Below are 21,741 nucleotides of genomic sequence, written 5' to 3'. Positions count from 1 at the left end.
CTGCCGACAGAATAGTTCTTTCGTATTAGATGATATAGTCAGAAAGAAAGTATTCTGCAACTTATCCATATTAAAAATATATTTGGCTAATTGAAAAGGATACTTTCCGGTGCGTATTTAATGATTTGTTTTTGGTTAACTTATTGTATTTTAATATTTTTTATTTAAATTGAAATGAAGGGGGGATATAATAAACAACAGTAACAATAGTGTTATAAAATAAGCCTAAATATAGGCGATATGGTCTTGAAGTTTTATTTTATTAGACTATGGGTCGCTACGGTAATGCCATGGCAGTTTATTTCATACCTGAACGATTCAGCACAAATAAACCATAAATTTGATGAATGTATTGGGTGGGTTTCAATAACTAAAAAATAAGAACCAGTCTCAGGGGGAGAGACTGGTCACAGAGGAGTAGCGTTTAGCGACCAGCATTTTTCATAATACGCGCTTTATCTAACTGCCATTCGCGTTCTTTCACATCGGAGCGCTTGTCGTGCTGTTTCTTACCTTTTGCGACGCCAATTTTCACTTTGCACCAGGCATTTTTCCAGTACAGTGAAAGCGCAACGACGGTATAACCGTCACGATTCATGCGACCATACAGGGAGTCGAGTTCACGCTGGTTTAACAACAGCTTACGGGTACGGGTGGGATCACATACCACATGCGTTGAGGCAACAGCCATTGGCGTGAAGTTGGCGCCAAACAGGAACGCTTCGCCGTCTTTAAGGATGACATAGCTATCGCCGATGTTAGCTTTACCTGCGCGTAGAGATTTGACTTCCCAACCTTGCAGAGCGAGTCCTGCTTCGAACTCTTCTTCAATAAAGTATTCGTGTCGTGCGCGCTTGTTAAGCGCGATTGTGGCTGAGCCAGGTTTGTGTGCTTTTTTCTTCGTCATAATGCCGCTCAGTATAGGTAATCTGGAATCGAAAAACACCCCATTTCATCCAGCGGGGCGCAAGGCGCTATCTTAGCACGAGTTAGGCTATAGCGTTTTTTTTAGCGGGGGATAAATGGTATTATTTGTGTGATTGATATTGATGGAAATTGTTATGCCTCAGATTAGCCGGACCGCTTTAGTACCTTACAGTGCGGAACAGATGTATCAGCTAGTGAATGATGTTAAATCCTATCCCCAGTTTTTACCGGGTTGCACCGGTAGCCGTGTGCTGGAGTCAACTCCGGGACAGATGACCGCGGCTGTGGATGTCTCGAAAGCAGGGATTAGCAAAACGTTCACCACGCGCAATCAATTGACCAGTAACCAGAGCATCCTGATGCATCTGGTCGACGGCCCGTTCAAGAAACTCATTGGCGGATGGAAGTTTACGCCACTGAGTCATGAAGCATGTCGTATTGAATTTCATCTCGATTTTGAGTTTACCAATAAGTTAATCGAGCTGGCGTTTGGTCGTATCTTTAAAGAGCTGGCTTCAAACATGGTGCAGGCCTTCACGGTTCGCGCGAAAGAGGTTTACAGTGTCAGCGTCGGCTAAAATTGTCGTTGAAGTGGCGTATGCGCTGCCCGAGAAACAGTATCTACAGCGTGTAACACTGCAACAGGGTGCTACGGTGGAAGAGGCAATCCGCGCTTCCGGTCTACTGGAATTACGTACCGATATCGATCTCAGCAAAAATAAAGTCGGGATATACAGCCGTCCGGTTAAGCTTGCTGATGTTCTGCATGACGGCGATCGGGTGGAAATATACCGGCCACTGATTGCTGATCCGAAAGAGCTGCGCCGACAGCGAGCAGAGAAATCCGCAAAAAAATAGCAGACAATAAAAAAGGTGCTCATTGAGCACCTTTTTTTGATCTGTTAATCCTACTTGTTGTCGGTCAACGCAGGTTTGTTATCGATGTTCGTCAAAACGCCGCTGCTGTTAAAAGTCAGCGTCAGTGTTTGCTGGGTTACGCCTTCATGACCAGGTTGCTGACGGAACACATAAAACCAGGTGTTAGTGCCAAAAGGATCGGACATCATTGGTGTACCCAGAGCATAAGCAACCTGCTGTTGCGTCATACCCGTGCGCACTTTGGCGACATCGGTAGGTGTCAGATAATTTCCCTGGTTGATGTCAGGGCGGTAAACCACTCGCTCCAGAGTGGAACAGCCTGCAGTCAACATCAGTAGTACTGCTGCAGCAGCAGTCAGCGTTTTACAGCGCATAGTGATTTGATTCCTTTTCGGGCCCGAGCAGTACGCGGCTCATATGTAATATGCCGATGATAATAGACCTTTCACCACTTTAAAACCTTTTGCTGTCGGGTCGGTCGGCGATTTTATGTTGAACTCAGACCTTAACAAGGTAAAAAAGTTTATGCCGCCAGCAGTTCTTTTGCATTTGCGAGGGTATTGCGCGTTACTTCGCTACCTCCGAGTAAGCGGGCTAATTCCTGCAGACGAGCGCGTTTATCAAGTGGCTGCATGTGTGTTTCGGTCATCGCGCCGTCAGTTTCTTTGCTGACATAGAAATGTTGATGACCGCAGCCAGCAACCTGCGGCAGGTGAGTAACACACATTACCTGGGTTGACTCGCCCAACTGACGCAGCATTTTTCCCACCACCGCAGCAGTCGGGCCGCTGATGCCGACATCCACTTCATCGAAAATCAGCGCCGGTGTTTCCATTTTACGTGCGGTAATAACCTGAATAGCCAGCGCAATGCGCGACAATTCCCCACCGGAAGCGACTTTCGCAATCGGCTGCAACGGCTGGCCTGGGTTAGTGGTCACTTTAAACTCTACGCGATCGGCACCGTCTGAGCTCAAATGATGTTCCTCAAATTTCACATCAATGCAAAAGACACCGTGCGGCATTGAGAGAGTATGCATGCTCTCTGTAATTAGTTGTCCCAGCTCCTGAGCATAATGCTGGCGCTGTTGGTGCAGCATTTTTGCCGTTTCCAGTGCCTGCTGGTGGTGATTGTTCACCGCCAGGGTTAAGGTTTCGAGAGAGTCGGCCTGATCGTCTAACTGCTGTTGTTCATCCAGCAATGACTGATAGAACTGTGGCAGCGCTTCAGGGGCAACATGATGCTTTCGCGCCAATGAGATTTGTTTGGAAATACGCTGCTCAAGTTCGAACAAACGGTTAGGGTCTAAATCCAGACGATCGCAATAGTGGCGCAGTTCGTCGCTGGCTTCGCTGAGCTGGATAGTAGCCTCTTCCAGCATGTCCAGAATACCGGAGAGCTTACCGTCCATTCCTGCCAGTTCACTAACCAACTGTTTTGCCGTGTACAGTTGGCTTTGCAGATTAACGTCTTCGCCGTCTGCCATGATAGCCAGTGCCTGTTGGCTGGTGGTGAGCAATTGCCCGCTGTTAGCCAGACGCTTGTATTCTTCATCAATTTGCTCAAATTCACCTGGCTGCGGGTTGAATTCGTTCAGTTCTTTTAACTGGTATTGCAATAGCTCTGCCCGGGCTGCGCGTTCCTGACTCTGTTGTTGATGATGTGCCAGGTCACGGCAGCTTTGGTGCCACAGTTGGTAGCGCACAGCCATTTCCTGAGTCAGGGGCGCTTCATTGGCGTAGCCATCAAGCAGGGATTTTTGGTGTTCTGATTTTGTCAGGAGCTGATGCGCATGCTGACCGTGGATTTGAATAAGCAACTGGCCCAACTCGCGCAGCTGTGACAGCGGTACGGCAGTGCCGTTAATGAAGCCACGTGAACGTCCGTCGCTGCTGATAACGCGACGTAGCAAACACTCACGGCCTTCCTCAAGCTGGTTTTCTTCCAGCCAGCGCAGGGCCGCGGGGGTGTCTTTTAAGGTGAAGCGGGCGCAGAGGTCGGCTCGCGTGGCGCCTGCACGTACCATGTCGGCGTCTGCGCGTCCGCCCAGGCACAAACCGAGAGCATCAATGGCAATGGACTTACCCGCACCGGTTTCACCGGTAATAACGGTCATTCCGTTCTGGAAATCGATCTCAAGTTCACGAACGATAGCAAAATTGCTGATGGTCAGTTGTGCCAACATAGCTGTTTTCCTGTATGAAAAACCATAACTGTAATTACATACAGTATAAACTGGTTTTTTATACAGTAAAGAGGTTGGCGTTAAATTAGAATAATTTTTTTGACCAGCCTAACTTAGTGCTTAATGTGTTGAAATAGCTGTAATCTTTTGGGTGTATCAGGTTCAGGTGATAATCACAGCGGCGAATTAATACGTCTTCACCTTCCTGTATAGGCAGGGCGATCTGGCTGTCACAGCTGATTTCCAGATCGTTACGGCGATGAGAGAAGCGCAGGCGAATGGTGCTGCTACTGTTGATCACCAGCGGTCGTGCGGAAAGCGTATGTGGGAACATCGGCACCAGCGTAATGGCATCCAGCGAAGGCGTCAGTATCGGGCCTCCGGCAGAGAGTGAGTAGGCGGTAGAGCCGGTCGGTGTGGAAATAATCAAGCCGTCTGAACGCTGGGAGAAGGCAAAAATTTCATCGATATAGACTTCAAATTCAATCATGTGCGCCACTTTTCCGGGGTGCAACACAACTTCATTGATCGCAGTGCTAATACGCTTCTGGCAGTCCAGTTGGCACACCTGGGCTTCGAGTAAAAAGCGCTTTTCGCTGATGTAGTGGCCTTCCAGCACGTCAGCTAACTGTTGTTGCGCATTGTCTGGGTCAAGGTCGGTCAGGAAACCGAGGTTGCCGCGGTTAATGCCAATAACCTTGATGTCATAACGTGCCAGGGTGCGTGCGGCGCCCAGCATATTGCCGTCGCCACCGACAACCACGGCGAGGTCTGCCTGCTGGCCAATCTCTGCGAGCGTACCGGTTTTCACATTTTTCAGCTGCAGCTCGTGGGCGATTTGTTGCTCAACGATTACCTCATAACCTTTGGCGCACAGCCAACGGTAGAGCATTTCATGTGTGGTCAGTGCAGTGGGGTGACGTGGATGCCCCACAATGCCAATACACTTGAAATGTTTGTTCATTTTCTCGAGGTCCTTGTAACGAAGATTAGTGACAATGTGAGTACTTCCCTTGAAACCCTGAATCTTATCCCCATAATAATCCAGGTTAGCGAGATGAATGCGAAAAAAACGCGGAGAAATTCATGAGTAGTAAAGAACAGAAAACGCCTGAGGGGCAAGCCCCGGAAGAAATTATCATGGATCAGCACGAAGAAGTTGAGGCGGTTGAATCAGACGCTTCTGCTGAACAGGTGGATCCGCGCGATGAAAAAATTGCGAATCTGGAAGCTCAGCTTGCTGAAGCCGAAACTCGCGAGCGCGACAGCGTGTTGCGTATCAAAGCGGAAATGGAAAACCTGCGTCGTCGTACCGAACTGGACGTAGAAAAAGCGCATAAGTTTGCACTGGAAAAATTCGTCAACGAGCTGCTGCCGGTGCTGGATAGCCTGGACCGTGCGCTGGAAGTTGCGGACAAAGACAATGACGCTATGGCGGCGATGGTTGAAGGTATTGAGCTGACCCGTAAGTCAATGCTGGATGTTGTGGCGAAGTTTGGCGTACAAGTGGTTGCGGATATCGACGTGCCGATGGACCCGAACGTGCATCAGGCGATTGCCATGGTAGAGTCTGACGACGTTGCTGCCGGTAATGTGCTGATGGTTATGCAGAAAGGCTATACCCTGAACGGACGTACCATCCGTGCGGCGATGGTCTCTGTGGCGAAAGCCAAATGCTAATCAGCCTCAGACCGGGTAATGCTGATGCGCTACCCGGTCTGGATTACTCTCACTGGTCCGATACGCTTTCCCGCAGCGGTTTGACGGGCAACACCTGCACCTGTTTAATCATATTGTCCTGCACGTCGAGAATATCGATATCGTACTGCCCAATACGCACACGTGTGCCGGCAACCGGGATTTCTTCCAGTGCTTCAAGAATAATACCGTTCACGGTACGTGCATCATCTTCCGGCAGGTGCCAGTTAAACGCCTTATTGATTTCACGAACGTTGGCGCTACCGTCAATGATCACCGAACCGTCATTCTGCGGTGTGACTTCTTCGGCAAGCGTCGGTGACATTGAGGTCGTGAAGTCACCAACAATCTCTTCCAGGATATCCTCGACCGTAACCAGTCCCTGAATATCACCATATTCATTGACGACCAGGCCCACTTTCTTCTTATTACGCTGAAATTTAATGAGCTGGGTGCTGAGTGGCGTGCCTTCCGGAACGTAATAAATTTCGTCGGCGGCGCGTAACATGGTCTCTTTGGTGAACTCTTTTTTCTCGGCCATCAATCGCCAGGCTTCACGTACGCGTAGCATACTGATAGCGTCGTCCAGCGAGTCACGATACAGCACAATACGACCGTGCGGAGAGTGCGAAAGCTGACGCACGATTGATTTCCAGTCATCGTTAATATCAATGCCGATAATTTCATTACGCGGGATCATGATGTCATCGACGCTGACTTTTTCCAGATCCAGCACTGACAGCAGCATATCCTGGTTACGGCGTGAGATTTGCGAGCGCGATTCATTCACCAGCGTTCGCAGTTCATCTTTACTCAGCGAACCGCTCACTACGATATCCGTTTTGATGCCCATCATGCGCATCAGCAGCCGCGTGATGGTGTTGAGTAACCATACCAACGGCATCATCAGAATCTGCAGGGGAGCCAGCAGGACACTGCTCGGATAGGCGACTTTTTCCGGATATAGTGCGGCAATCGTCTTTGGCAGTACTTCGGCAAAAACCAATACCACAAACGTCAGTACCCCAGTGGCAATGGCGACGCCCGCATCGCCATACAGGCGCATACCGACAATAGTACCGAGCGCGGAGGCCAGAATATTCACCAGATTATTGCCGATGAGCACCAGGCTTATCAGGCGATCCGGCTTGCGAAGTAATTTTTCAACGCGTTTTGCCTGTCGATTTCCCTGCTTGGCCCGATGACGTAGACGATAGCGATTCAGGGTCATCATTCCGGTTTCAGAACCGGAAAAATAGGCGGAAATGACCACCATGATGAGGAGCGTGACAATGAGCGTGGTGGTGGAGATGTGTTCCACGTAGGATTCCTTAAAGATTTAACTCACGAACTGCTGCAGGATACGACTGCCGAAATAGGCCAGTGTCAGAATGCCTGCGCCTGCGACGTTAAACCATACGACGCGACGTCCGCGCCAACCTTCATGGTAATGCCCCCACAACAGAACGATATAGACAAACCATGCCACGATAGAGAGAACGGCTTTATCAATGTTCTCGGTACTGAACAGGTTATGCATGTAAAACAGGCCTGTGCACAGGGTGAGTGTCAGCAGAACCACGCCAATTTGGGTGATATGAAACATTTTCCGCTCAATACTCATCAACGGCGGCATCTCATTGCTGAAAGCCAGTTTTTTGTTTTTCAGTTGGTAGTCAATCCATGCAAGCTGTAGCGCATAGAGTGCGGCGATAATCAGCGTGGCGTAAGCGAAAAGCGAAAGCCCGATATGGATCATCATGCCCGGCGTAGCTTCGAGATGGGTGATGAACTCGTTAGGCATAAACGTGGCGAAGGCCAGGTTTATCAGCGCAAAGGCGTAGACAATGGGCAGCAATAGCCAGCCTCGATTGCGGGAAGCGACAATGGTCATTACCGTACAGATCATCAGGCTCACCAGCGAGCCGACGTTCAACAGACTCAGGTTTTGTCCGCTTTCACCGCCGGGCAGAATACGCGCTTCCAGGGCGATAGCATGGCTTACCAGCGCGACAACCGCAGAGAGAATAGCCATACGCCGCCAGCCGCTGTTTTTTTGCAGCAGAGCGGGAATAATCAGCGCGAGGCTGACTGAGTAGGCGACAAGGGCGAGCAGAGCAAAAACGGGCATATAGGTGTCGACAGTTGGCCAGTGATAAAGAAAAGCAGTATAGCGTTACGTGACCGCTGCTCCAACCGTTGCATAACAACAAAGGCGGCTTCATGTTATACTGCGACAAATTTCTGTTGATGTGTCGCTGTCGCGACCGACCGTTTCCACCCCAGGCGAGAGACAATGTTTGATAATTTAACCGATCGTTTGTCGCGCACGCTGCGCAATATCAGTGGCCGTGGACGCCTTACTGAAGACAACGTTAAAGAGACGCTGCGCGAAGTGCGCATGGCGCTGCTGGAGGCTGACGTAGCGCTGCCGGTAGTGCGTGAGTTTATCAATCGCGTAAAAGAGAAAGCGGTTGGTCATGAAGTTAACAAAAGCCTGACGCCGGGTCAGGAATTCGTCAAGATTGTCCGTAACGAACTGGTTGCGGCAATGGGCGAAGAAAACCAGACCCTGAATCTGGCTGCACAGCCGCCAGCCGTGGTGCTTATGGCGGGCCTGCAGGGTGCGGGTAAAACGACCAGCGTCGGTAAGCTGGGTAAATTCCTGCGCGAGAAGCACAAGAAAAAAGTGCTGGTGGTCTCCGCGGACGTTTATCGCCCGGCGGCGATCAAACAGTTGGAAACTCTGGCCGAGCAGGTCGGCGTGGACTTCTTCCCGTCGGATGTTGGCCAGAAGCCGGTCGATATCGTTAACGCCGCGCTGAAAGAAGCCAAACTCAAATTCTATGACGTGCTGCTGGTGGATACCGCCGGTCGTCTGCACGTTGACGAAGCGATGATGGACGAAATCAAACAGGTCCACGCTTCTATCAAACCGGTAGAAACGCTGTTTGTGGTCGACGCCATGACCGGTCAGGATGCCGCGAATACCGCAAAAGCCTTTAACGAAGCGCTACCGTTAACCGGCGTAGTACTGACAAAAGTTGATGGTGATGCCCGTGGCGGTGCGGCGCTTTCTATTCGTCATATTACCGGTAAGCCAATTAAATTCCTCGGCGTCGGCGAGAAAACCGAAGCGCTGGAGCCGTTCCACCCGGACAGGATTGCTTCGCGTATTCTCGGCATGGGCGACGTGCTGTCGCTGATCGAAGATATCGAAAGCAAGGTTGACCGCGCGCAGGCAGAAAAATTAGCCAGCAAGCTGAAAAAAGGCGATGGCTTCGATCTCAATGATTTCCTTGAACAGCTCAACCAGATGAAAAACATGGGCGGTATGGCAAGCCTGATGGGCAAGCTGCCGGGCATGGGTCAGATCCCTGACAATGTGAAATCGCAGATGGACGATAAAGTTCTGGTGCGTATGGAAGCCATCATCAATTCGATGACGATGAAAGAACGCGCTAAGCCGGAAATTATCAAAGGTTCCCGTAAACGCCGTATCGCTGCCGGTTGCGGTATGCAGGTACAGGACGTAAACCGCCTTCTGAAACAGTTCGACGACATGCAGCGCATGATGAAGAAAATGAAGAAGGGCGGTATGGCGAAGATGATGCGTGGTATGAAGGGGATGATGCCGCCCGGCTTCCCCGGTAGATAAATATATCGGGCTACCTTATTTGCCATTTTGACGCCGGAGTGTGCTCGAAATGCTCACGTACTGCGTGTACGCTCCGCTTTCTGCGCGCACGCCGACGCCAAACTGGCTGCAACGGTAACGCCCTGGTATAAAGCTTCATCACATGTTGATTGCTTTTTTCCCAGAAATCAGTAAAATTTTCGGGCTTTTAATATGACACCCGGGCTCCGTTCCTCGATGGGGCCTGGGTGTTTTATTCACACAAGAGGATGTTATGGTTACTATTCGTTTAGCTCGTCACGGCGCTAAAAAGCGTCCGTTCTACCAGGTTGTTGTTACCGACAGCCGTAATGCACGCAACGGTCGCTTCATCGAGCGCGTTGGCTTCTTTAACCCAATCGCTAGCGAAAAAGAAGAAGGCACTCGCCTGGATCTGGATCGCATCGCTCACTGGGTTGGCCAGGGCGCGACTATTTCTGATCGCGTAGCTACGCTGATCAAAGCAGCAAACAAAGCAGCTTAATCTGTCACGGTGGTCATGATGAGCAAGCAACTCGCCGCACAGGCTCCTGTAGAACCCATCGTTTTGGGGAAAATGGGGTCTTCTTACGGTATCCGTGGTTGGCTCAGAGTGTTTTCTTCCACTGAAGACGCCGAAAGCATTTTTGACTATCAGCCCTGGTTTATCCAGAAGGCGGGTCAGTGGCAGCAAGTACAGCTGGAAAGCTGGAAGCACCACAATCAGGATCTGATCATCAAGCTGAAAGGCGTTGACGATCGTGATTCGGCGAATCTACTGACTAATTGCGAAATTGTCGTGGATTCCTCGCAGTTGCCAGCGCTGGAAGATGGTTCCTACTACTGGAAAGACCTTATGGGCTGCCAGGTAGTGACCACTGAAGGCTACGATCTCGGTAAAGTCGTCGATATGATGGAAACCGGTTCGAATGACGTCATCGTCATCAAGGCAAACCTGAAAGATGCGTTTGGTATCAAGGAACGTCTTGTGCCGTTCCTCGATGGGCAGGTTATCAAGAAAGTCGATCTCGCTACTCGTACTATCGAAGTAGATTGGGATCCTGGTTTTTAAACCACCGGATAAACGGTAAAAGTCGGCGTTATGGGGATTGGCTTGTGTTTATAGGTATCGTTAGCCTGTTTCCAGAAATGTTCCGCGCAATTACCGATTACGGGGTAACTGGCCGGGCAGTAAAAAATGGCCTGCTGAACATCCAGAGTTGGAGTCCTCGTGACTTTACTCATGACCGGCACCGTACCGTGGACGATCGTCCGTACGGCGGCGGACCGGGGATGTTAATGATGGTGCAACCTTTACGGGACGCCATTCATGCAGCAAAAGCTGCGGCTGGTGAAGGCGCAAAGGTGATTTATCTTTCACCTCAGGGACGCAAGCTTGATCAAGCGGGCGTTAGCGAACTGGCCACGAATCAAAAGCTGATTCTGGTATGTGGTCGCTATGAAGGAATAGATGAGCGCGTGATTCAAACCGAAATTGACGAAGAATGGTCAATCGGCGATTACGTACTCAGCGGTGGTGAGTTACCGGCAATGACGCTGATCGACTCCGTTTCCCGGTTTATTCCGGGAGTTCTGGGTCATGAAGCTTCAGCAATCGAAGATTCGTTTGCTGATGGATTGCTGGATTGCCCGCACTATACCCGACCTGAAGTGTTAGAGCAGATGGAAGTACCGGCAGTGTTACTGTCAGGAAACCACGCTGAGATACGTCGCTGGCGTTTGAAACAGTCGCTGGGCCGGACCTGGCTTAGAAGACCTGAACTTCTGGAAAACCTGGCTCTGACTGAAGAGCAAGCAAGGTTGCTGGCGGAGTTCAAAAAGGAACACGCACAACAGCAACATAAACATGATGGGCAGGCGTAAGCCCCCAATATCAGTTTACCCAGGATAAGAGATTAAATTATGAGCAACATTATTAAGCAACTTGAACAAGAACAGATGAAGCAGGACGTACCTTCCTTCCGTCCGGGTGATACCGTGGAAGTGAAAGTATGGGTTGTTGAAGGTTCCAAAAAACGTCTGCAGGCATTCGAGGGCGTGGTTATCGCTATTCGTAACCGCGGTCTGCACTCTGCATTCACTGTTCGTAAAATTTCCAACGGCGAAGGCGTTGAGCGTGTCTTCCAGACTCACTCTCCGGTAGTTGACAGCATTGCTGTTAAACGTCGTGGTGCTGTTCGTAAAGCTAAACTGTACTACCTGCGTGAGCGCACTGGTAAGTCTGCTCGTATCAAAGAGCGTCTTAACTAAGATTCGCGCAAGCGACATCCTGTTAGAAAAGGGCTGGCCGAAAGGCTGGCCCTTTTTTTATCCCGACGTTTGCTCTGTTGTTCTTTATGGCAATGGAATGACTGCGCGGCGCGCAGCCAGTTGGGGGATGATTATGGCGTCGTGATCACGACTGCAACGCGACGATTTTCAGCACGACCTTTTGATGTCTGGTTGCTGGCAATGGGATATTTCTTCCCGAGACCCTGAGTCGTCAGGTTGGTGCGGGGAATGTTGGCACCCTGTGCCCAGGCATCGGCAACCACATTCGCGCGTTTGAGTGACAGAGCTTCGTTATAGCTGTCTTCACCGTAGTTATCAGTATGACCGTCCAGGCGAGCATGATTTAGCCCGGTAGCTGCCAGTTTGGATGCCATTTCCTTGATCTGTTTTTCACTTTCAGGACGGAGTTTATAGTCATTTTTATCAAACAGGATGTTATCAGACAGGCCCAGAGACCAGTCTCCTGATGCTTCAGTAAATCCGTATGATTTCATGGCTGCAATTTGCTCTGGGGTAAATTTTCCCTGAGGCGCCTGACAGCCTGCCAGAATCAGTAAAAGCAGAAGAAACGGGGATAATAAACGTTTTAGCATGTGTGTAATTCCTTATTTAATAATAGTGCGTTCAGAACGCAAATTTTTGGCCTGATACATATTTTGATCGGCAAGTTCTTGTAATTTCTCGGCAGAGGCATGTTCCCACGTCAGCGCAAAACCGATGCTGAGTGTCATGCTTGCTAAATGACCATTATGCAGGTCAAAAGGTCGGTCAAACTCTTGTGACAGTGCCGCGCAGATCCGCTGAACCTCATATTCAGAATGAACGCTGTACAGCACCATCGCGAACTCGTCGCCGCCAAGTCTGTATGGCGAATGTCGATTACCGCCAAATTCGGACAGCCTTTTAGCGACTTCAATCAGAACCCGATCCCCCGCAGCGTGGCCCCAGGTATCATTGATAAATTTAAAATTATCACCATCAAGGAATAACAAAGCGGAGCTGCTGTGGGCGGCATCGTCATTCATCAGCGCGTTAATACTGCTACGAAAAGCGGCGCGATTTGCCAGGCCCGTCAGAGGATCATGTAGCGCGGTACGCAAAAGTTGAGCGTTCTTTGCCTGCAGCCGAAGTTGCCACTCCTCCATCTCGTCCAGCAGACTATTAAAGTCCTGGGCAAAAAGATGAAACTCCTCAATGCGTTCCTCGGAAACGCGTCGCGAAAAGTTACGGTTGGTACGTACATCATGTACCACCTCGGTTATATTTTGCAGGGCTTCCACGACGCCATTGTGTAAATAGCGGGTGAGCATTAATGCTATGCCTGATGCCAACAAAATGCACCCGGTAAGAACGGCCAGCGACAAATAGATGAAACGGCTGATAACGCTATCGCGTGCAGTCAATCGTACTTCGCCGATGACGTTGCCATTATGCAAAATAGGCTGAGTGACCGGTTGTGGGAACAGCCAGTGGCTGATCAGTCCGCTGATCTTCTCCGTGGTGTCTTGCGCGTTATAGCGCCAGGTGGCGATCACCTTCTGGTGTTTATTACGAACTTCCGCAACGGAAAATTGCCCTTGCTGGCCCAGTGCCGCCAGTGTTTCAGCTGCTGCAACACTATCAGAAAAGACTAATGCAGCTTCAAGCGTGCGGGTCATGGTAGCGGCAGTCAGATCCAGATTCTTTTGCGCATACTGTCTTAAGGCCAGCACGGAAGAAATGCTGAGCAGCAGCCAGATCAACGTCATCGTCACCAGGACGCTGATTATGCTGATACGCCGTAATGTCCGTTTAAACGTTGGGCGTGTTACAGGAGAATGGCCCTTATCCATGCTTATTATTCCGTGCAAGCATCAATACGTCAGGACTTACCCTTACGCCGCTGCGTGAAAGGGAATCCATATTTACGGAAAATCTCACATCTTCATCTTTAATTATGAGGCAAAAGGCGCTGCCAATAACGCATTCGGGATTTTGTTCTGCAATTAATAGCAATGCCTTAGTCGGATATTTATTCTTTAATTCCACCTGATAAGTAGGTGATTCTTTTCCAAAATAAAAACCGTCACATTGCGAAACTAATATTTCTTGTTCCGTACGAATGATGACGGGAAGATAGGGTAATGCCCCAGTACTGGTATCTTCCAGAACACTGGAAAAACGCGATGAAGAGAAAATACACAGTTTGGGTGGCCCGGAAAGTGCTGGCCAGCGTGTATAACTGACGATGCCGGAAACCATAGCACGTACAGATTTTGCTTCTTCTGTAACGCTTTGGGCGTACAGCGGTAACCCGGTCAGGAGCAGTGCCAGTAGAAGTATGAGTCGGTAAGAATAGCTCATGAATAGTTACCTACCAGCGTTTGCCGTAAAGCGTCGAAATACATTCAAGATTGTTTAAGACAAAATAACATTATTTTCCTAAGTCGTCATTATTCCAGGGGTAAAGCTGATGGCGATTTAAGTTAAATCCTAGTTGGCTGTAAAATTTAAGCCATTGTTTAGTTTAATCTTATTGAGGCAGTACCTTCGTTTGCTCCTTTTTTCCAGGCATCGTGTAACTGGTCAATATTTTCGACCGTATCACAACTTGCAGGAAAGGTTTTCCCGGCCAGACCTCTGGCGTAAACAAAATCTTGCTGGCAGATTTTGCGTTGTCCTTCGGCGTAACCCTTAAGATATTTCGTACGATCGACTTCGGGATCATTGAAGTTGTCGGCAAGAGTTTCATTATCTTTAACGGCATAGCCCGAAATGGCATCTTGTATCCCGGCGTCATACCAGTCAGTACCAGTCCAGGTGGGGGCATGGGTATAGGGATCTATCTGACATCCGCTAAGAAGGAATAGAAATAAGATGCTGATGAGTTGCTTCATTGCCTGTGCTCCCTTGTTTTTTTAAGCATAGCGGATCTTAAAATTCGTGATGTAAATATAAGTGTACGTTTATAAGGGCTGTTTTTGCCTTAAAATAACGCCGTGTAAATTAAAATTTACGGATTGTGGATTGAAATCTTTACCTGTTGTGGTATCGTTATTTCCTCCTCGCTGAGGATCAACTATCGCAAACGAGCTAAACAGGATCACCATCATGCAAAAAGACGCGCTGAACAACGTACATATTACCGACGAACAGGTTCTGATGACCCCGGAGCAGCTGAAAGCTGAATTTCCGCTGAGCCAGGAGCAAGAGGCGCAAATCGCCCAGTCGCGTAAAACCATCTCAGATATTATCTCCGGTCGCGATCCGCGCCTGCTGGTCGTATGTGGCCCATGCTCCATTCACGATCCTGAAATGGCTATTGAGTATGCTCGTCGATTTAAAGCCCTTGCCGCAGAGGTCAGCGATAGCCTCTACCTGGTGATGCGCGTCTATTTTGAAAAACCCCGTACCACCGTTGGCTGGAAAGGGTTAATTAACGATCCTCATATGGATGGCTCTTTTGATGTTGAAGCAGGTCTGAAAATTGCGCGCCAGCTGCTGCTTGAACTGGTAAATATGGGACTGCCGCTGGCAACTGAAGCGCTGGATCCAAATAGCCCGCAATACCTGGGCGATCTGTTTAGCTGGTCCGCAATCGGAGCCCGTACCACGGAATCGCAGACACACCGCGAAATGGCTTCCGGTCTTTCGATGCCGGTTGGCTTTAAGAATGGTACTGACGGTAGCCTGGCGACCGCCATTAACGCCATGCGTGCGGCTGCGCAGTCGCACCGCTTTGTTGGTATTAATCAGGCCGGACAGGTTGCGCTGTTGCAAACTCAGGGGAATCCGGACGGCCACGTGATCCTGCGCGGGGGTAAAGCGCCGAACTACAGCCCGGCAGATGTCGCCCAGTGCGAAAAAGAGATGGAGCAGGCGGGACTACGACCTTCTCTGATGGTAGATTGCAGTCATGGTAATTCCAATAAAGATTACCGCCGTCAGCCTGCCGTGGCTGAATCCGTAATTGCACAAATCAAAGATGGCAATCGCTCGATCATTGGTTTGATGATTGAAAGTAATATTCACGAAGGCAACCAGTCTTCTGAACAGCCGCGCAGCGAAATGAAATACGGCGTGTCCGTAACCGATGCCTGCATTAGCTGGGAAATGACGGATGCGCTGCTGCGTGAAATTAGTCAAGATTTAAACGGTCAGCTGTCGGCGCGTGTAGCATAAGAGGTTGGTTATGGTTGCTGAATTGACCGCATTACGCGATCAAATTGATGAAGTCGACAAGGCGCTGCTGGATTTACTGGCACGCCGCCTGGAGCTGGTTGCCGAAGTTGGTGAAGTAAAAAGCCGTTTTGGGTTGCCGATTTACGTGCCGGAACGGGAAGCCTCTATGCTTGCCTCTCGCCGGGCAGAAGCGGAAGCCCTTGGCGTGCCGCCGGACCTGATTGAAGATGTGCTACGCCGCGTTATGCGTGAGTCCTATTCCAGTGAGAACGACAAAGGGTTTAAAACGCTTTGTCCTTCTCTGCGGCCGGTAGTGATCGTCGGTGGCGGCGGTCAGATGGGGCGTCTGTTTGAAAAAATGCTCACCCTGTCAGGTTACCAGGTGCGGATCCTGGAACAGCAGGATTGGGATCGCGCGCCGGAGATCGTCTCTGATGCTGGGATGGTGATCGTCAGTGTGCCGATCCACATCACCGAGCAGGTGATCGCCAAACTACCGCGTCTGCCGTCTGACTGCATCCTGGTGGATCTGGCTTCAGTGAAAAATGGTCCTTTGCAGGCGATGCTGGCTGCACATGATGGCCCGGTGGTGGGGTTACACCCAATGTTTGGTCCGGACAGTGGCAGCTTGGCAAAGCAGGTCGTCGTCTGGTGTGATGGACGTCAGCCGGAAGCCTATCAGTGGTTTCTGGAACAGATTCAGGTATGGGGTGCACGACTACATCGGATCAGCGCCGTTGAACACGATCAGAACATGGCGTTTATTCAGGCATTGCGTCACTTTGCGACCTTTGCTTACGGTCTGCATTTAGCGGAAGAGAATGTTCAACTGGAGCAGCTGCTGGCGCTCTCTTCGCCGATTTACCGTCTTGAACTGGCGATGGTTGGCCGTCTGTTTGCCCAGGATCCGCAGCTCTATGCCGATATTATTATGTCGTCTGAGAGCAACCTTGCGCTGATCAAACGCTACTACCAACGTTTTGGTGAGGCGATCGGTTTACTGGAGCAGGGCGATAAGCAAGCGTTTATCGACAGTTTCCGTAAGGTGGAGCATTGGTTTGGTGATTATGCGAAACGCTTCCAGAGTGAAAGCCGTACTTTGTTACGCCAGGCGAATGACAGCCGTCCTTAATTAAGACGCAGGATGGCGGCTTCGATTTATCCGGCCTACAAAAATCGCATGAATTGTAGGCCGGATAAGCGTAGTGCCATCCGGCATTGTCAAACGTTAGCTCGGATCGACCGGCACCACGTTCTCACTCGGATAGCATCCCAGTACTTTCATCGAACGTGTAATCTCACCCAGCTCTTTCAATGCTTTTTGCATTTGGGGCGATTCCAGGTTGGCCTGGATATCAAGATAAAACATCTCTTCCCACGGATTGCCGTGAATCGGGCGTGACTCCAGTTTAGTCATAATCAGATTATGGTTACGCAGCACCAGCAATGCTTCTACCAGAGCACCGGCCTGTTGTCCTGTTGCCATCAGCAACGTGGTTTTTGCCGGAACCTGGTCGGATACATTGATTGCTTTACGTGCCAGCACCACGAAGCGGGTGATGTTTTGCGACTGGTTAGCCTCAATATGCTCGAGAACCTGCAAACCATACAGTACGCCTCCGGCTTCGCTCCCCAGGGCCGCCACATGCGGTGAGTTAGCCTGCGCAACTTTTTCCATTGCCGCAGAGGTGCTTTCAGTGTACTCAATCTTCCAGTGCGGGTAGCGATTCAGGAACTTGCTGCACTGCTGGAACGGCTGCGGATGGCTGTATACCGTTTCAATGGTCTCAAGATCCGTAGTGCCGGACACCAGTACACAGTGGTCTATCGTAATGGTCATCTCGCCAACAATAGACAGGCTGGTGTGCTGCAGCAGGTCGTAAACGTCGTTAATCCCACCGGAGCTGGTGTTTTCAATCGGAACCACAGCATAGTCAGCCTGTCCGGTTTCGACCTGATTAAAGATATCGGCAAATTTTGCGCAGCCGCTTTCAATAAATTGTTCAAAATGGCGGGCGGCGTACTGACGTGCTGCCAGATGGGAATATGATCCTTTTGGCCCCAGGAAGGCCACGCGCGCGGAGTGTGGGTTAATTTTGTTCAGGTGTTGCTGGAGCAGAGCCTGTTGAGTCAGGACGGAGTCTTCGATTATGAGCTGGAACAGGCGGGTAATGTAGTGAGCATCGAGATGATGTGCTTTGCCCAACTGAATCAGGCGGTCCAACAGGTCACGTTCACGGTCAATATCTCGTACCGGACGATGTGAAAGCAGTTTAGCTTTACCAACTTCTACGGCCAGTCCACGTCGCTCAGCCAGCAGGGCCAGTAATTTTTCATCCAGCGTGCTGATCTTATCGCGCAGCGCCAGCAATGGGTTTTCCGATGTCATAGTGTTGCCTTTCTTGTTATCAATAAAAAAGGCCCCCCGTTGTGGGAGGCCTTATTGTTCGTCTTCGCATTCTTTATCACACGACGAAACGCCTCCCATTCAGGGGAAGGTAAAAAAGAATGCGAAGAAGAACGGAACAAGTTTCATGTAATTTTCCTTTGGCTACGTCAGTAAAGTACCCGTACTGTTTTCACCCTGTCAACAAAAAACGCGCCCGAAGGCGCGTTGGCGATACACTCAATGTAAGGGACTACTCTTCTTCTGCTTCGACGAAGTTGGCGTCTTTGACTGAAGTTGTTGCACGACGGGCTTCGCCTTTGTGCTGCACTTTATTGAGCTGCCGTTCCAGCTTGTTGATCAAATCGTTAATTGCGGTGTACATATCCTCGTGTTTTGCGCTGGCGACCAGATGTCCGTTCGGTGTATTGATGGTGGCATCAGCAATGAAACCCTGTGGCTCCTTAGACAGAATGATATGTGGATTAATCAGATGAGTTTGCCATTTTTCTAGTTTGGCGAGACGGTCTGCGACATGCTGGCGAATTGCCGGAGTAATTTCCATTTGTTTACTGGTAATGTTCATTGTCATAAATTTTACCTCTTGTCTTTCCCGTCTTGGTGATTCCAGCATACCGTTCCCAATGTCAAAATGCGTGATGTAAATCACATTTTTTTGTCGCTTTTTGTCAAGAAAACCTTTTTGTGAGGCACCGCAGGAACAGGCGATTTTTTACTTGAGGAATACCTGAAAGCAGGCCATATTTGATGGGATGCGTCGGAGCTAAACCGCTTCAGTTGTAGCGTTAACGGATAAAAAAACGGCAGCCCTTGGCTGCCGTTTTGCATTCTGAGGCAAATCAGGTATTGCTGCTGTTAGCGGCAATGATTTTCGCTACTTTTTCTGCCTGCGCATTCATCTGCATCTGGCGATAAGCTTTTTCCATTAACGGCAGAGCATCACGTGTTGCCTGAGTATCAGGGTAGTCGCGCAGCATGCCTTCCACACGGTTTACCACGGCAACCCATGCACCGCGGGCAGTGTAGTATTCCGCAACAGAATATTCATACTTCGCCAGACGATCTTTCAGGAACACCAGACGTTTGGTGGCATCAGTGGTGTACTGGCTGTTCGGATAGCCACGTACCAGTTTGGAAAAGTCATTAAACGCAGCTCGGGCGTGTTGGGGATCGCGATCGCTGCGATCAACACCAAAGAATCCTTGCAGTGCGCTATCATCCAACGCCATATTGGTCAGGCCACGCATATACATGACATAATCAATGTTAGGGTGTGTCGGGTTAAGACGGATAAAACGATCGATAGCAGCCTGAGCAAGTGGCAGATCGGCGTTTTTGTAGTAGGCGTAGATGAGATCTAATTGCACCTGCTGAGAATACGGTCCAAATGGATAACGGTTATCCAACGCTTCCAATTGCGTTATTGCCTGTTTCCAGTTACCGTCCTGCAGCTTTTGCTGAGCAGTCGCGTAGATTTCATTTGGCGGATTATCGGGCACCTCTTCCTTTGAACCAGAGCAACCCGCCAAAAACAGGCTCAACGTGGCTGCTGCCACCAGATATTTCATGCGCGTCATGACGTTTTGACTTTCCTCAAAATGTAATACGGGAGATTCTCTGTTCCTGCTCCCGGTTAAGACCAGCTACAATAGCACACTATATTAAACGGCAAAGCCGTAAAACCCAACGTTAAACGAAGAAGCAGTTTATGGCACAACGAGTAGAACTCACCGCAACAGTCTCCGAAAATCAGCTCGGTCAACGCTTAGATCAGGCTTTGGCCGAATTGTTCCCTGATTATTCGCGATCGCGCATAAAAGAATGGATCCTCGACCAGCGCGTGCTGGTAAATGGCAATCTTTGCGATAAACCGAAAGAAAAAGTGTTGGGTGGAGAGCGTGTCTCCATCAATGCAGAAATTGATGAAGAGGTTCGTTTTGAACCTCAGGATATCCCACTGGATATCGTTTATGAAGATGATGATATTCTTGTCATCAACAAACCCCGTGACCTTGTAGTACATCCGGGCGCCGGGAATCCTGATGGTACGGTATTGAATGCGTTACTGCATTACTACCCGCCAATCGCGGATGTTCCTCGTGCCGGTATCGTACACCGTCTGGATAAAGACACGACCGGATTAATGGTGGTGGCAAAAACGGTTCCGGCACAAACACGTCTGGTTGAGTCATTGCAGCTGCGCGAAATTACCCGTGAGTACGAAGCCGTAGCAATTGGTCACATGACTGCTGGCGGAACCGTTGAGGAACCGATTAGCCGTCACCCGACCAAGCGTACGCACATGGCGGTACACCCAATGGGGAAACCGGCGGTAACGCACTATCGCATTATGGAACACTTCCGTGTGCACACGCGTCTGCGGTTGCGTCTGGAAACCGGACGTACGCACCAGATCCGCGTGCACATGGCACATATCACTCATCCGCTGGTGGGCGATCAGGTCTACGGCGGTCGTCCACGTCCACCGAAAGGCGCTTCTGACGAATTTATCTCCGTACTGCGTAAGTTCGACCGCCAGGCGCTACATGCGACCATGCTGCGTTTGTATCACCCGATTTCCGGTATCGAAATGGAATGGCATGCGCCGATCCCACAAGATATGGTGCAATTGATTGAAGTGATGCGCGCTGATTTCGAAGAACATAAGGATGATATTGCCTGGCTATGAGTAAGCTAATTGTTCCGCAGTGGCCGATACCGCAAGGTGTCGCGGCGTGTAGTTCTACCCGTATTGGCGGAGTCAGTATGCCGCCTTACGATTCGCTGAATCTGGGCGCCCATTGCGGCGATAACCCGGAGCATGTTGAAGAGAACCGCAAACGACTGTTTGCTGCGGGCAATCTGCCGTCAAAGCCGGTCTGGCTGGAGCAGGTCCACGGTAAGGATGTCCTGAAACTGACAGGCGGGCCTTACGCCTCCAAACGCGCAGATGCGTCGTATAGCAACACGCCGGGCACAGTGTGTGCGGTAATGACCGCTGATTGTCTGCCGGTGCTGTTTTGCAATCGCGCCGGGACGGAAGTGGCTGCGGCCCATGCGGGTTGGCGAGGATTATGCGCTGGCGTGCTGGAAGAGACGGTGGCGTGTTTTGCCGACGAACCTGAAAACATTATTGCCTGGCTAGGTCCGGCGATAGGCCCAAACGCCTTTGAAGTGGGAGCAGAAGTTCGCGAGGCATTCATGACGAAAGATCCGCAAGCGGATCTCGCATTTGTACCGCGCGGCAACAAGTATCTGGCGGATATCTACCAGCTTGCCCGTCAGCGGCTGGCAAATGTCGGCGTGGAGAACCTCCACGGCGGCGACCGTTGCACCTTTAGTGAAAGTGAGACGTTCTTCTCTTATCGTCGCGACAATACCACGGGTCGTATGGCAAGTTTTATTTGGCTGATATAACCTAAAGAATCAAGACGATCCGGTACGTGTAATTTTCTTTTCACATAATTCAGGTCATTCACCTTGAATAATTGAGGGATGACCTCATTTAATCTCCAGTAGCAATTTTGACCTGTTATG

The 21,741-nt window shown here is 50.1% G+C and carries 26 protein-coding genes and 1 other annotated feature; of the genes, 12 read left to right on the top strand and 14 right to left on the bottom strand.

Translation table 11 applies throughout. The features are described 5' to 3' along the window. Positions 1-424: 424 nt before the first annotated feature. Complete coding sequence (gene smpB, locus E6P06_RS21470; RefSeq protein ID WP_003031211.1) at positions 425-907, bottom strand: SsrA-binding protein SmpB; 483 nt, start codon at positions 905-907, stop codon at positions 425-427. A 154-nt stretch (positions 908-1,061) separates the two neighbouring features. Between smpB and ratA the strand changes: the two genes are divergently transcribed. Together ratA and E6P06_RS21460 are read left to right on the top strand one after the other, a co-directional pair. Next, positions 1,062-1,505 (top strand): type II toxin-antitoxin system toxin RatA, encoded by a 444-nt coding sequence (gene ratA / locus E6P06_RS21465; protein WP_003031213.1) that lies wholly within the window; start codon positions 1,062-1,064, stop codon positions 1,503-1,505. Then, entirely contained in the window at positions 1,489-1,785 is a 297-nt protein-coding gene (locus tag E6P06_RS21460; protein ID WP_003839823.1) for an RnfH family protein, read from the top strand. The genes ratA and E6P06_RS21460 overlap by 17 nt, the downstream gene beginning before the upstream one ends. A gap of 50 nt (positions 1,786-1,835) precedes the next feature. Here the strand turns inward: E6P06_RS21460 and bamE are convergent, their stop codons facing one another. The 3 genes from bamE to nadK all read right to left on the bottom strand — a co-directional run bounded on the left by bamE (position 1,836) and on the right by nadK (position 4,955). Beyond that, positions 1,836-2,180 (bottom strand): outer membrane protein assembly factor BamE, encoded by a 345-nt coding sequence (gene bamE / locus E6P06_RS21455; protein ID WP_003826401.1) that lies wholly within the window; start codon positions 2,178-2,180, stop codon positions 1,836-1,838. Between the two features lie 149 nt (positions 2,181-2,329). Next, on the bottom strand, positions 2,330-3,991 hold the full coding sequence (gene recN, locus E6P06_RS21450) for a DNA repair protein RecN (RefSeq protein ID WP_049014480.1): 1,662 nt from the start codon (positions 3,989-3,991) through the stop codon (positions 2,330-2,332). An 85-nt stretch (positions 3,992-4,076) separates the two neighbouring features. After that, positions 4,077-4,955 (bottom strand): NAD(+) kinase, encoded by an 879-nt coding sequence (gene nadK / locus E6P06_RS21445; RefSeq protein WP_003031220.1) that lies wholly within the window; start codon positions 4,953-4,955, stop codon positions 4,077-4,079. 122 nt (positions 4,956-5,077) lie between these two features. Between nadK and grpE the strand changes: the two genes are divergently transcribed. Then, a complete protein-coding gene (gene grpE / locus E6P06_RS21440) occupies positions 5,078-5,671 on the top strand; it encodes a nucleotide exchange factor GrpE (protein ID WP_139935690.1) in 594 nt (197 codons plus the stop codon). A 49-nt stretch (positions 5,672-5,720) separates the two neighbouring features. Here the strand turns inward: grpE and E6P06_RS21435 are convergent, their stop codons facing one another. After that, a complete protein-coding gene (locus E6P06_RS21435) occupies positions 5,721-7,010 on the bottom strand; it encodes an HlyC/CorC family transporter (RefSeq protein WP_008324538.1) in 1,290 nt (429 codons plus the stop codon). Positions 7,011-7,028: 18 nt separating this feature from the next. Then, complete coding sequence (locus tag E6P06_RS21430; protein ID WP_003031224.1) at positions 7,029-7,820, bottom strand: inner membrane protein YpjD; 792 nt, start codon at positions 7,818-7,820, stop codon at positions 7,029-7,031. Between the two features lie 165 nt (positions 7,821-7,985). Here E6P06_RS21430 and ffh point away from each other — a divergent pair, with 165 nt between their 5' ends. The 5 genes from ffh (at position 7,986) to rplS (ending at position 11,615) form a co-directional block, all read left to right on the top strand. Next, complete coding sequence (gene ffh / locus E6P06_RS21420) at positions 7,986-9,347, top strand: signal recognition particle protein (protein ID WP_003031226.1); 1,362 nt, start codon at positions 7,986-7,988, stop codon at positions 9,345-9,347. A gap of 253 nt (positions 9,348-9,600) precedes the next feature. Next, on the top strand, positions 9,601-9,849 hold the full coding sequence (gene rpsP, locus E6P06_RS21415; RefSeq protein ID WP_003031228.1) for a 30S ribosomal protein S16: 249 nt from the start codon (positions 9,601-9,603) through the stop codon (positions 9,847-9,849). Between the two features lie 18 nt (positions 9,850-9,867). After that, a complete protein-coding gene (gene rimM, locus E6P06_RS21410) occupies positions 9,868-10,416 on the top strand; it encodes a ribosome maturation factor RimM (RefSeq protein ID WP_003031230.1) in 549 nt (182 codons plus the stop codon). Between the two features lie 44 nt (positions 10,417-10,460). After that, on the top strand, positions 10,461-11,228 hold the full coding sequence (gene trmD, locus E6P06_RS21405; protein ID WP_003031232.1) for a tRNA (guanosine(37)-N1)-methyltransferase TrmD: 768 nt from the start codon (positions 10,461-10,463) through the stop codon (positions 11,226-11,228). Positions 11,229-11,267: 39 nt separating this feature from the next. Then, the gene (gene rplS / locus E6P06_RS21400) at positions 11,268-11,615 is read left to right on the top strand and encodes a 50S ribosomal protein L19 (RefSeq protein ID WP_002914145.1); all 348 of its coding nucleotides are present in this window, start codon (positions 11,268-11,270) and stop codon (positions 11,613-11,615) included. Positions 11,616-11,746: 131 nt separating this feature from the next. On the opposite strand, the gene E6P06_RS21395 is transcribed toward rplS, so the two are convergent. The 4 genes from E6P06_RS21395 to E6P06_RS21380 form a co-directional block, all read right to left on the bottom strand. After that, complete coding sequence (locus E6P06_RS21395; RefSeq protein WP_003839836.1) at positions 11,747-12,229, bottom strand: OmpA family protein; 483 nt, start codon at positions 12,227-12,229, stop codon at positions 11,747-11,749. Positions 12,230-12,241: 12 nt separating this feature from the next. Next, entirely contained in the window at positions 12,242-13,468 is a 1,227-nt protein-coding gene (dgcN, locus tag E6P06_RS21390; protein WP_139935689.1) for a diguanylate cyclase DgcN, read from the bottom strand. Beyond that, positions 13,461-13,979, bottom strand: coding sequence for a YfiR family protein (locus E6P06_RS21385; RefSeq protein WP_003839843.1), 519 nt, complete (start codon positions 13,977-13,979; stop codon positions 13,461-13,463). Before E6P06_RS21385 ends, dgcN begins: the two co-directional genes overlap by 8 nt. A 158-nt stretch (positions 13,980-14,137) precedes the next feature. Continuing rightward, entirely contained in the window at positions 14,138-14,512 is a 375-nt protein-coding gene (locus tag E6P06_RS21380) for a DUF2799 domain-containing protein (RefSeq protein ID WP_003845849.1), read from the bottom strand. A gap of 214 nt (positions 14,513-14,726) precedes the next feature. Here E6P06_RS21380 and aroF point away from each other — a divergent pair, with 214 nt between their 5' ends. Beyond that, positions 14,727-15,797 (top strand): 3-deoxy-7-phosphoheptulonate synthase AroF, encoded by a 1,071-nt coding sequence (gene aroF / locus E6P06_RS21375; protein ID WP_003031241.1) that lies wholly within the window; start codon positions 14,727-14,729, stop codon positions 15,795-15,797. 10 nt (positions 15,798-15,807) lie between these two features. Further along, positions 15,808-16,929: a bifunctional chorismate mutase/prephenate dehydrogenase gene (gene tyrA, locus E6P06_RS21370; RefSeq protein ID WP_003031242.1), complete on the top strand. Its 1,122-nt coding sequence runs from the start codon at positions 15,808-15,810 to the stop codon at positions 16,927-16,929. Between the two features lie 96 nt (positions 16,930-17,025). On the opposite strand, the gene pheA is transcribed toward tyrA, so the two are convergent. The 4 genes from pheA to bamD form a co-directional block, all read right to left on the bottom strand. Beyond that, entirely contained in the window at positions 17,026-18,186 is a 1,161-nt protein-coding gene (gene pheA / locus E6P06_RS21365) for a bifunctional chorismate mutase/prephenate dehydratase (protein WP_003839850.1), read from the bottom strand. Between the two features lie 22 nt (positions 18,187-18,208). Next, positions 18,209-18,334: a sequence feature (Phe leader region), on the bottom strand. Beyond that, positions 18,286-18,333 carry a pheA operon leader peptide PheL gene (pheL, locus tag E6P06_RS21360; protein WP_100250063.1) on the bottom strand — a complete coding sequence of 16 codons (48 nt, stop codon included), beginning with the start codon at positions 18,331-18,333 and terminating at the stop codon, positions 18,286-18,288. (Overlaps the previous feature by 48 nt.) A gap of 102 nt (positions 18,335-18,436) precedes the next feature. Continuing rightward, positions 18,437-18,775, bottom strand: coding sequence for a ribosome-associated translation inhibitor RaiA (gene raiA, locus E6P06_RS21355; protein WP_003031244.1), 339 nt, complete (start codon positions 18,773-18,775; stop codon positions 18,437-18,439). 268 nt (positions 18,776-19,043) lie between these two features. Further along, positions 19,044-19,781, bottom strand: coding sequence for an outer membrane protein assembly factor BamD (gene bamD, locus E6P06_RS21350; protein WP_003031245.1), 738 nt, complete (start codon positions 19,779-19,781; stop codon positions 19,044-19,046). 131 nt (positions 19,782-19,912) lie between these two features. On the opposite strand from bamD, the gene rluD reads away from it, so the two are divergent. Then, on the top strand, positions 19,913-20,893 hold the full coding sequence (gene rluD / locus E6P06_RS21345; protein ID WP_003031246.1) for a 23S rRNA pseudouridine(1911/1915/1917) synthase RluD: 981 nt from the start codon (positions 19,913-19,915) through the stop codon (positions 20,891-20,893). Next, positions 20,890-21,621 (top strand): purine nucleoside phosphorylase YfiH, encoded by a 732-nt coding sequence (gene yfiH, locus E6P06_RS21340; protein ID WP_139935688.1) that lies wholly within the window; start codon positions 20,890-20,892, stop codon positions 21,619-21,621. The genes rluD and yfiH overlap by 4 nt, the downstream gene beginning before the upstream one ends. The last annotated feature ends 120 nt before the right edge of the window (positions 21,622-21,741 follow it).

The sequence above is a fragment of the Citrobacter sp. CF971 genome (genome assembly GCF_006385635.1).
In the GTDB taxonomy this organism is placed as follows: domain Bacteria; phylum Pseudomonadota; class Gammaproteobacteria; order Enterobacterales; family Enterobacteriaceae; genus Citrobacter; species Citrobacter freundii.
This window is presented reverse-complemented; position numbering and strand designations above follow the sequence as displayed.

What these genes read in the sequence shown, in the direction of transcription:
- dgcN (WP_139935689.1), bottom strand. Translation starts at nt 13,468, where the DNA reads ATGGATAAGGGCCATTCTCCTGTAACACGCCCAACGTTTAAACGGACA.
- raiA (WP_003031244.1), bottom strand. Translation starts at nt 18,775, where the DNA reads ATGACAATGAACATTACCAGTAAACAAATGGAAATTACTCCGGCAATT.
- pheA (WP_003839850.1), bottom strand. Translation starts at nt 18,186, where the DNA reads ATGACATCGGAAAACCCATTGCTGGCGCTGCGCGATAAGATCAGCACG.
- E6P06_RS21380 (WP_003845849.1), bottom strand. Translation starts at nt 14,512, where the DNA reads ATGAAGCAACTCATCAGCATCTTATTTCTATTCCTTCTTAGCGGATGT.
- grpE (WP_139935690.1), top strand. Translation starts at nt 5,078, where the DNA reads ATGAGTAGTAAAGAACAGAAAACGCCTGAGGGGCAAGCCCCGGAAGAA.
- yfiH (WP_139935688.1), top strand. Translation starts at nt 20,890, where the DNA reads ATGAGTAAGCTAATTGTTCCGCAGTGGCCGATACCGCAAGGTGTCGCG.
- ratA (WP_003031213.1), top strand. Translation starts at nt 1,062, where the DNA reads ATGCCTCAGATTAGCCGGACCGCTTTAGTACCTTACAGTGCGGAACAG.
- aroF (WP_003031241.1), top strand. Translation starts at nt 14,727, where the DNA reads ATGCAAAAAGACGCGCTGAACAACGTACATATTACCGACGAACAGGTT.
- recN (WP_049014480.1), bottom strand. Translation starts at nt 3,991, where the DNA reads ATGTTGGCACAACTGACCATCAGCAATTTTGCTATCGTTCGTGAACTT.
- rluD (WP_003031246.1), top strand. Translation starts at nt 19,913, where the DNA reads ATGGCACAACGAGTAGAACTCACCGCAACAGTCTCCGAAAATCAGCTC.
- E6P06_RS21385 (WP_003839843.1), bottom strand. Translation starts at nt 13,979, where the DNA reads ATGAGCTATTCTTACCGACTCATACTTCTACTGGCACTGCTCCTGACC.
- nadK (WP_003031220.1), bottom strand. Translation starts at nt 4,955, where the DNA reads ATGAACAAACATTTCAAGTGTATTGGCATTGTGGGGCATCCACGTCAC.
- smpB (WP_003031211.1), bottom strand. Translation starts at nt 907, where the DNA reads ATGACGAAGAAAAAAGCACACAAACCTGGCTCAGCCACAATCGCGCTT.
- E6P06_RS21430 (WP_003031224.1), bottom strand. Translation starts at nt 7,820, where the DNA reads ATGCCCGTTTTTGCTCTGCTCGCCCTTGTCGCCTACTCAGTCAGCCTC.
- tyrA (WP_003031242.1), top strand. Translation starts at nt 15,808, where the DNA reads ATGGTTGCTGAATTGACCGCATTACGCGATCAAATTGATGAAGTCGAC.
- rpsP (WP_003031228.1), top strand. Translation starts at nt 9,601, where the DNA reads ATGGTTACTATTCGTTTAGCTCGTCACGGCGCTAAAAAGCGTCCGTTC.
- E6P06_RS21395 (WP_003839836.1), bottom strand. Translation starts at nt 12,229, where the DNA reads ATGCTAAAACGTTTATTATCCCCGTTTCTTCTGCTTTTACTGATTCTG.
- ffh (WP_003031226.1), top strand. Translation starts at nt 7,986, where the DNA reads ATGTTTGATAATTTAACCGATCGTTTGTCGCGCACGCTGCGCAATATC.
- bamE (WP_003826401.1), bottom strand. Translation starts at nt 2,180, where the DNA reads ATGCGCTGTAAAACGCTGACTGCTGCTGCAGCAGTACTACTGATGTTG.
- rimM (WP_003031230.1), top strand. Translation starts at nt 9,868, where the DNA reads ATGAGCAAGCAACTCGCCGCACAGGCTCCTGTAGAACCCATCGTTTTG.
- bamD (WP_003031245.1), bottom strand. Translation starts at nt 19,781, where the DNA reads ATGACGCGCATGAAATATCTGGTGGCAGCAGCCACGTTGAGCCTGTTT.
- rplS (WP_002914145.1), top strand. Translation starts at nt 11,268, where the DNA reads ATGAGCAACATTATTAAGCAACTTGAACAAGAACAGATGAAGCAGGAC.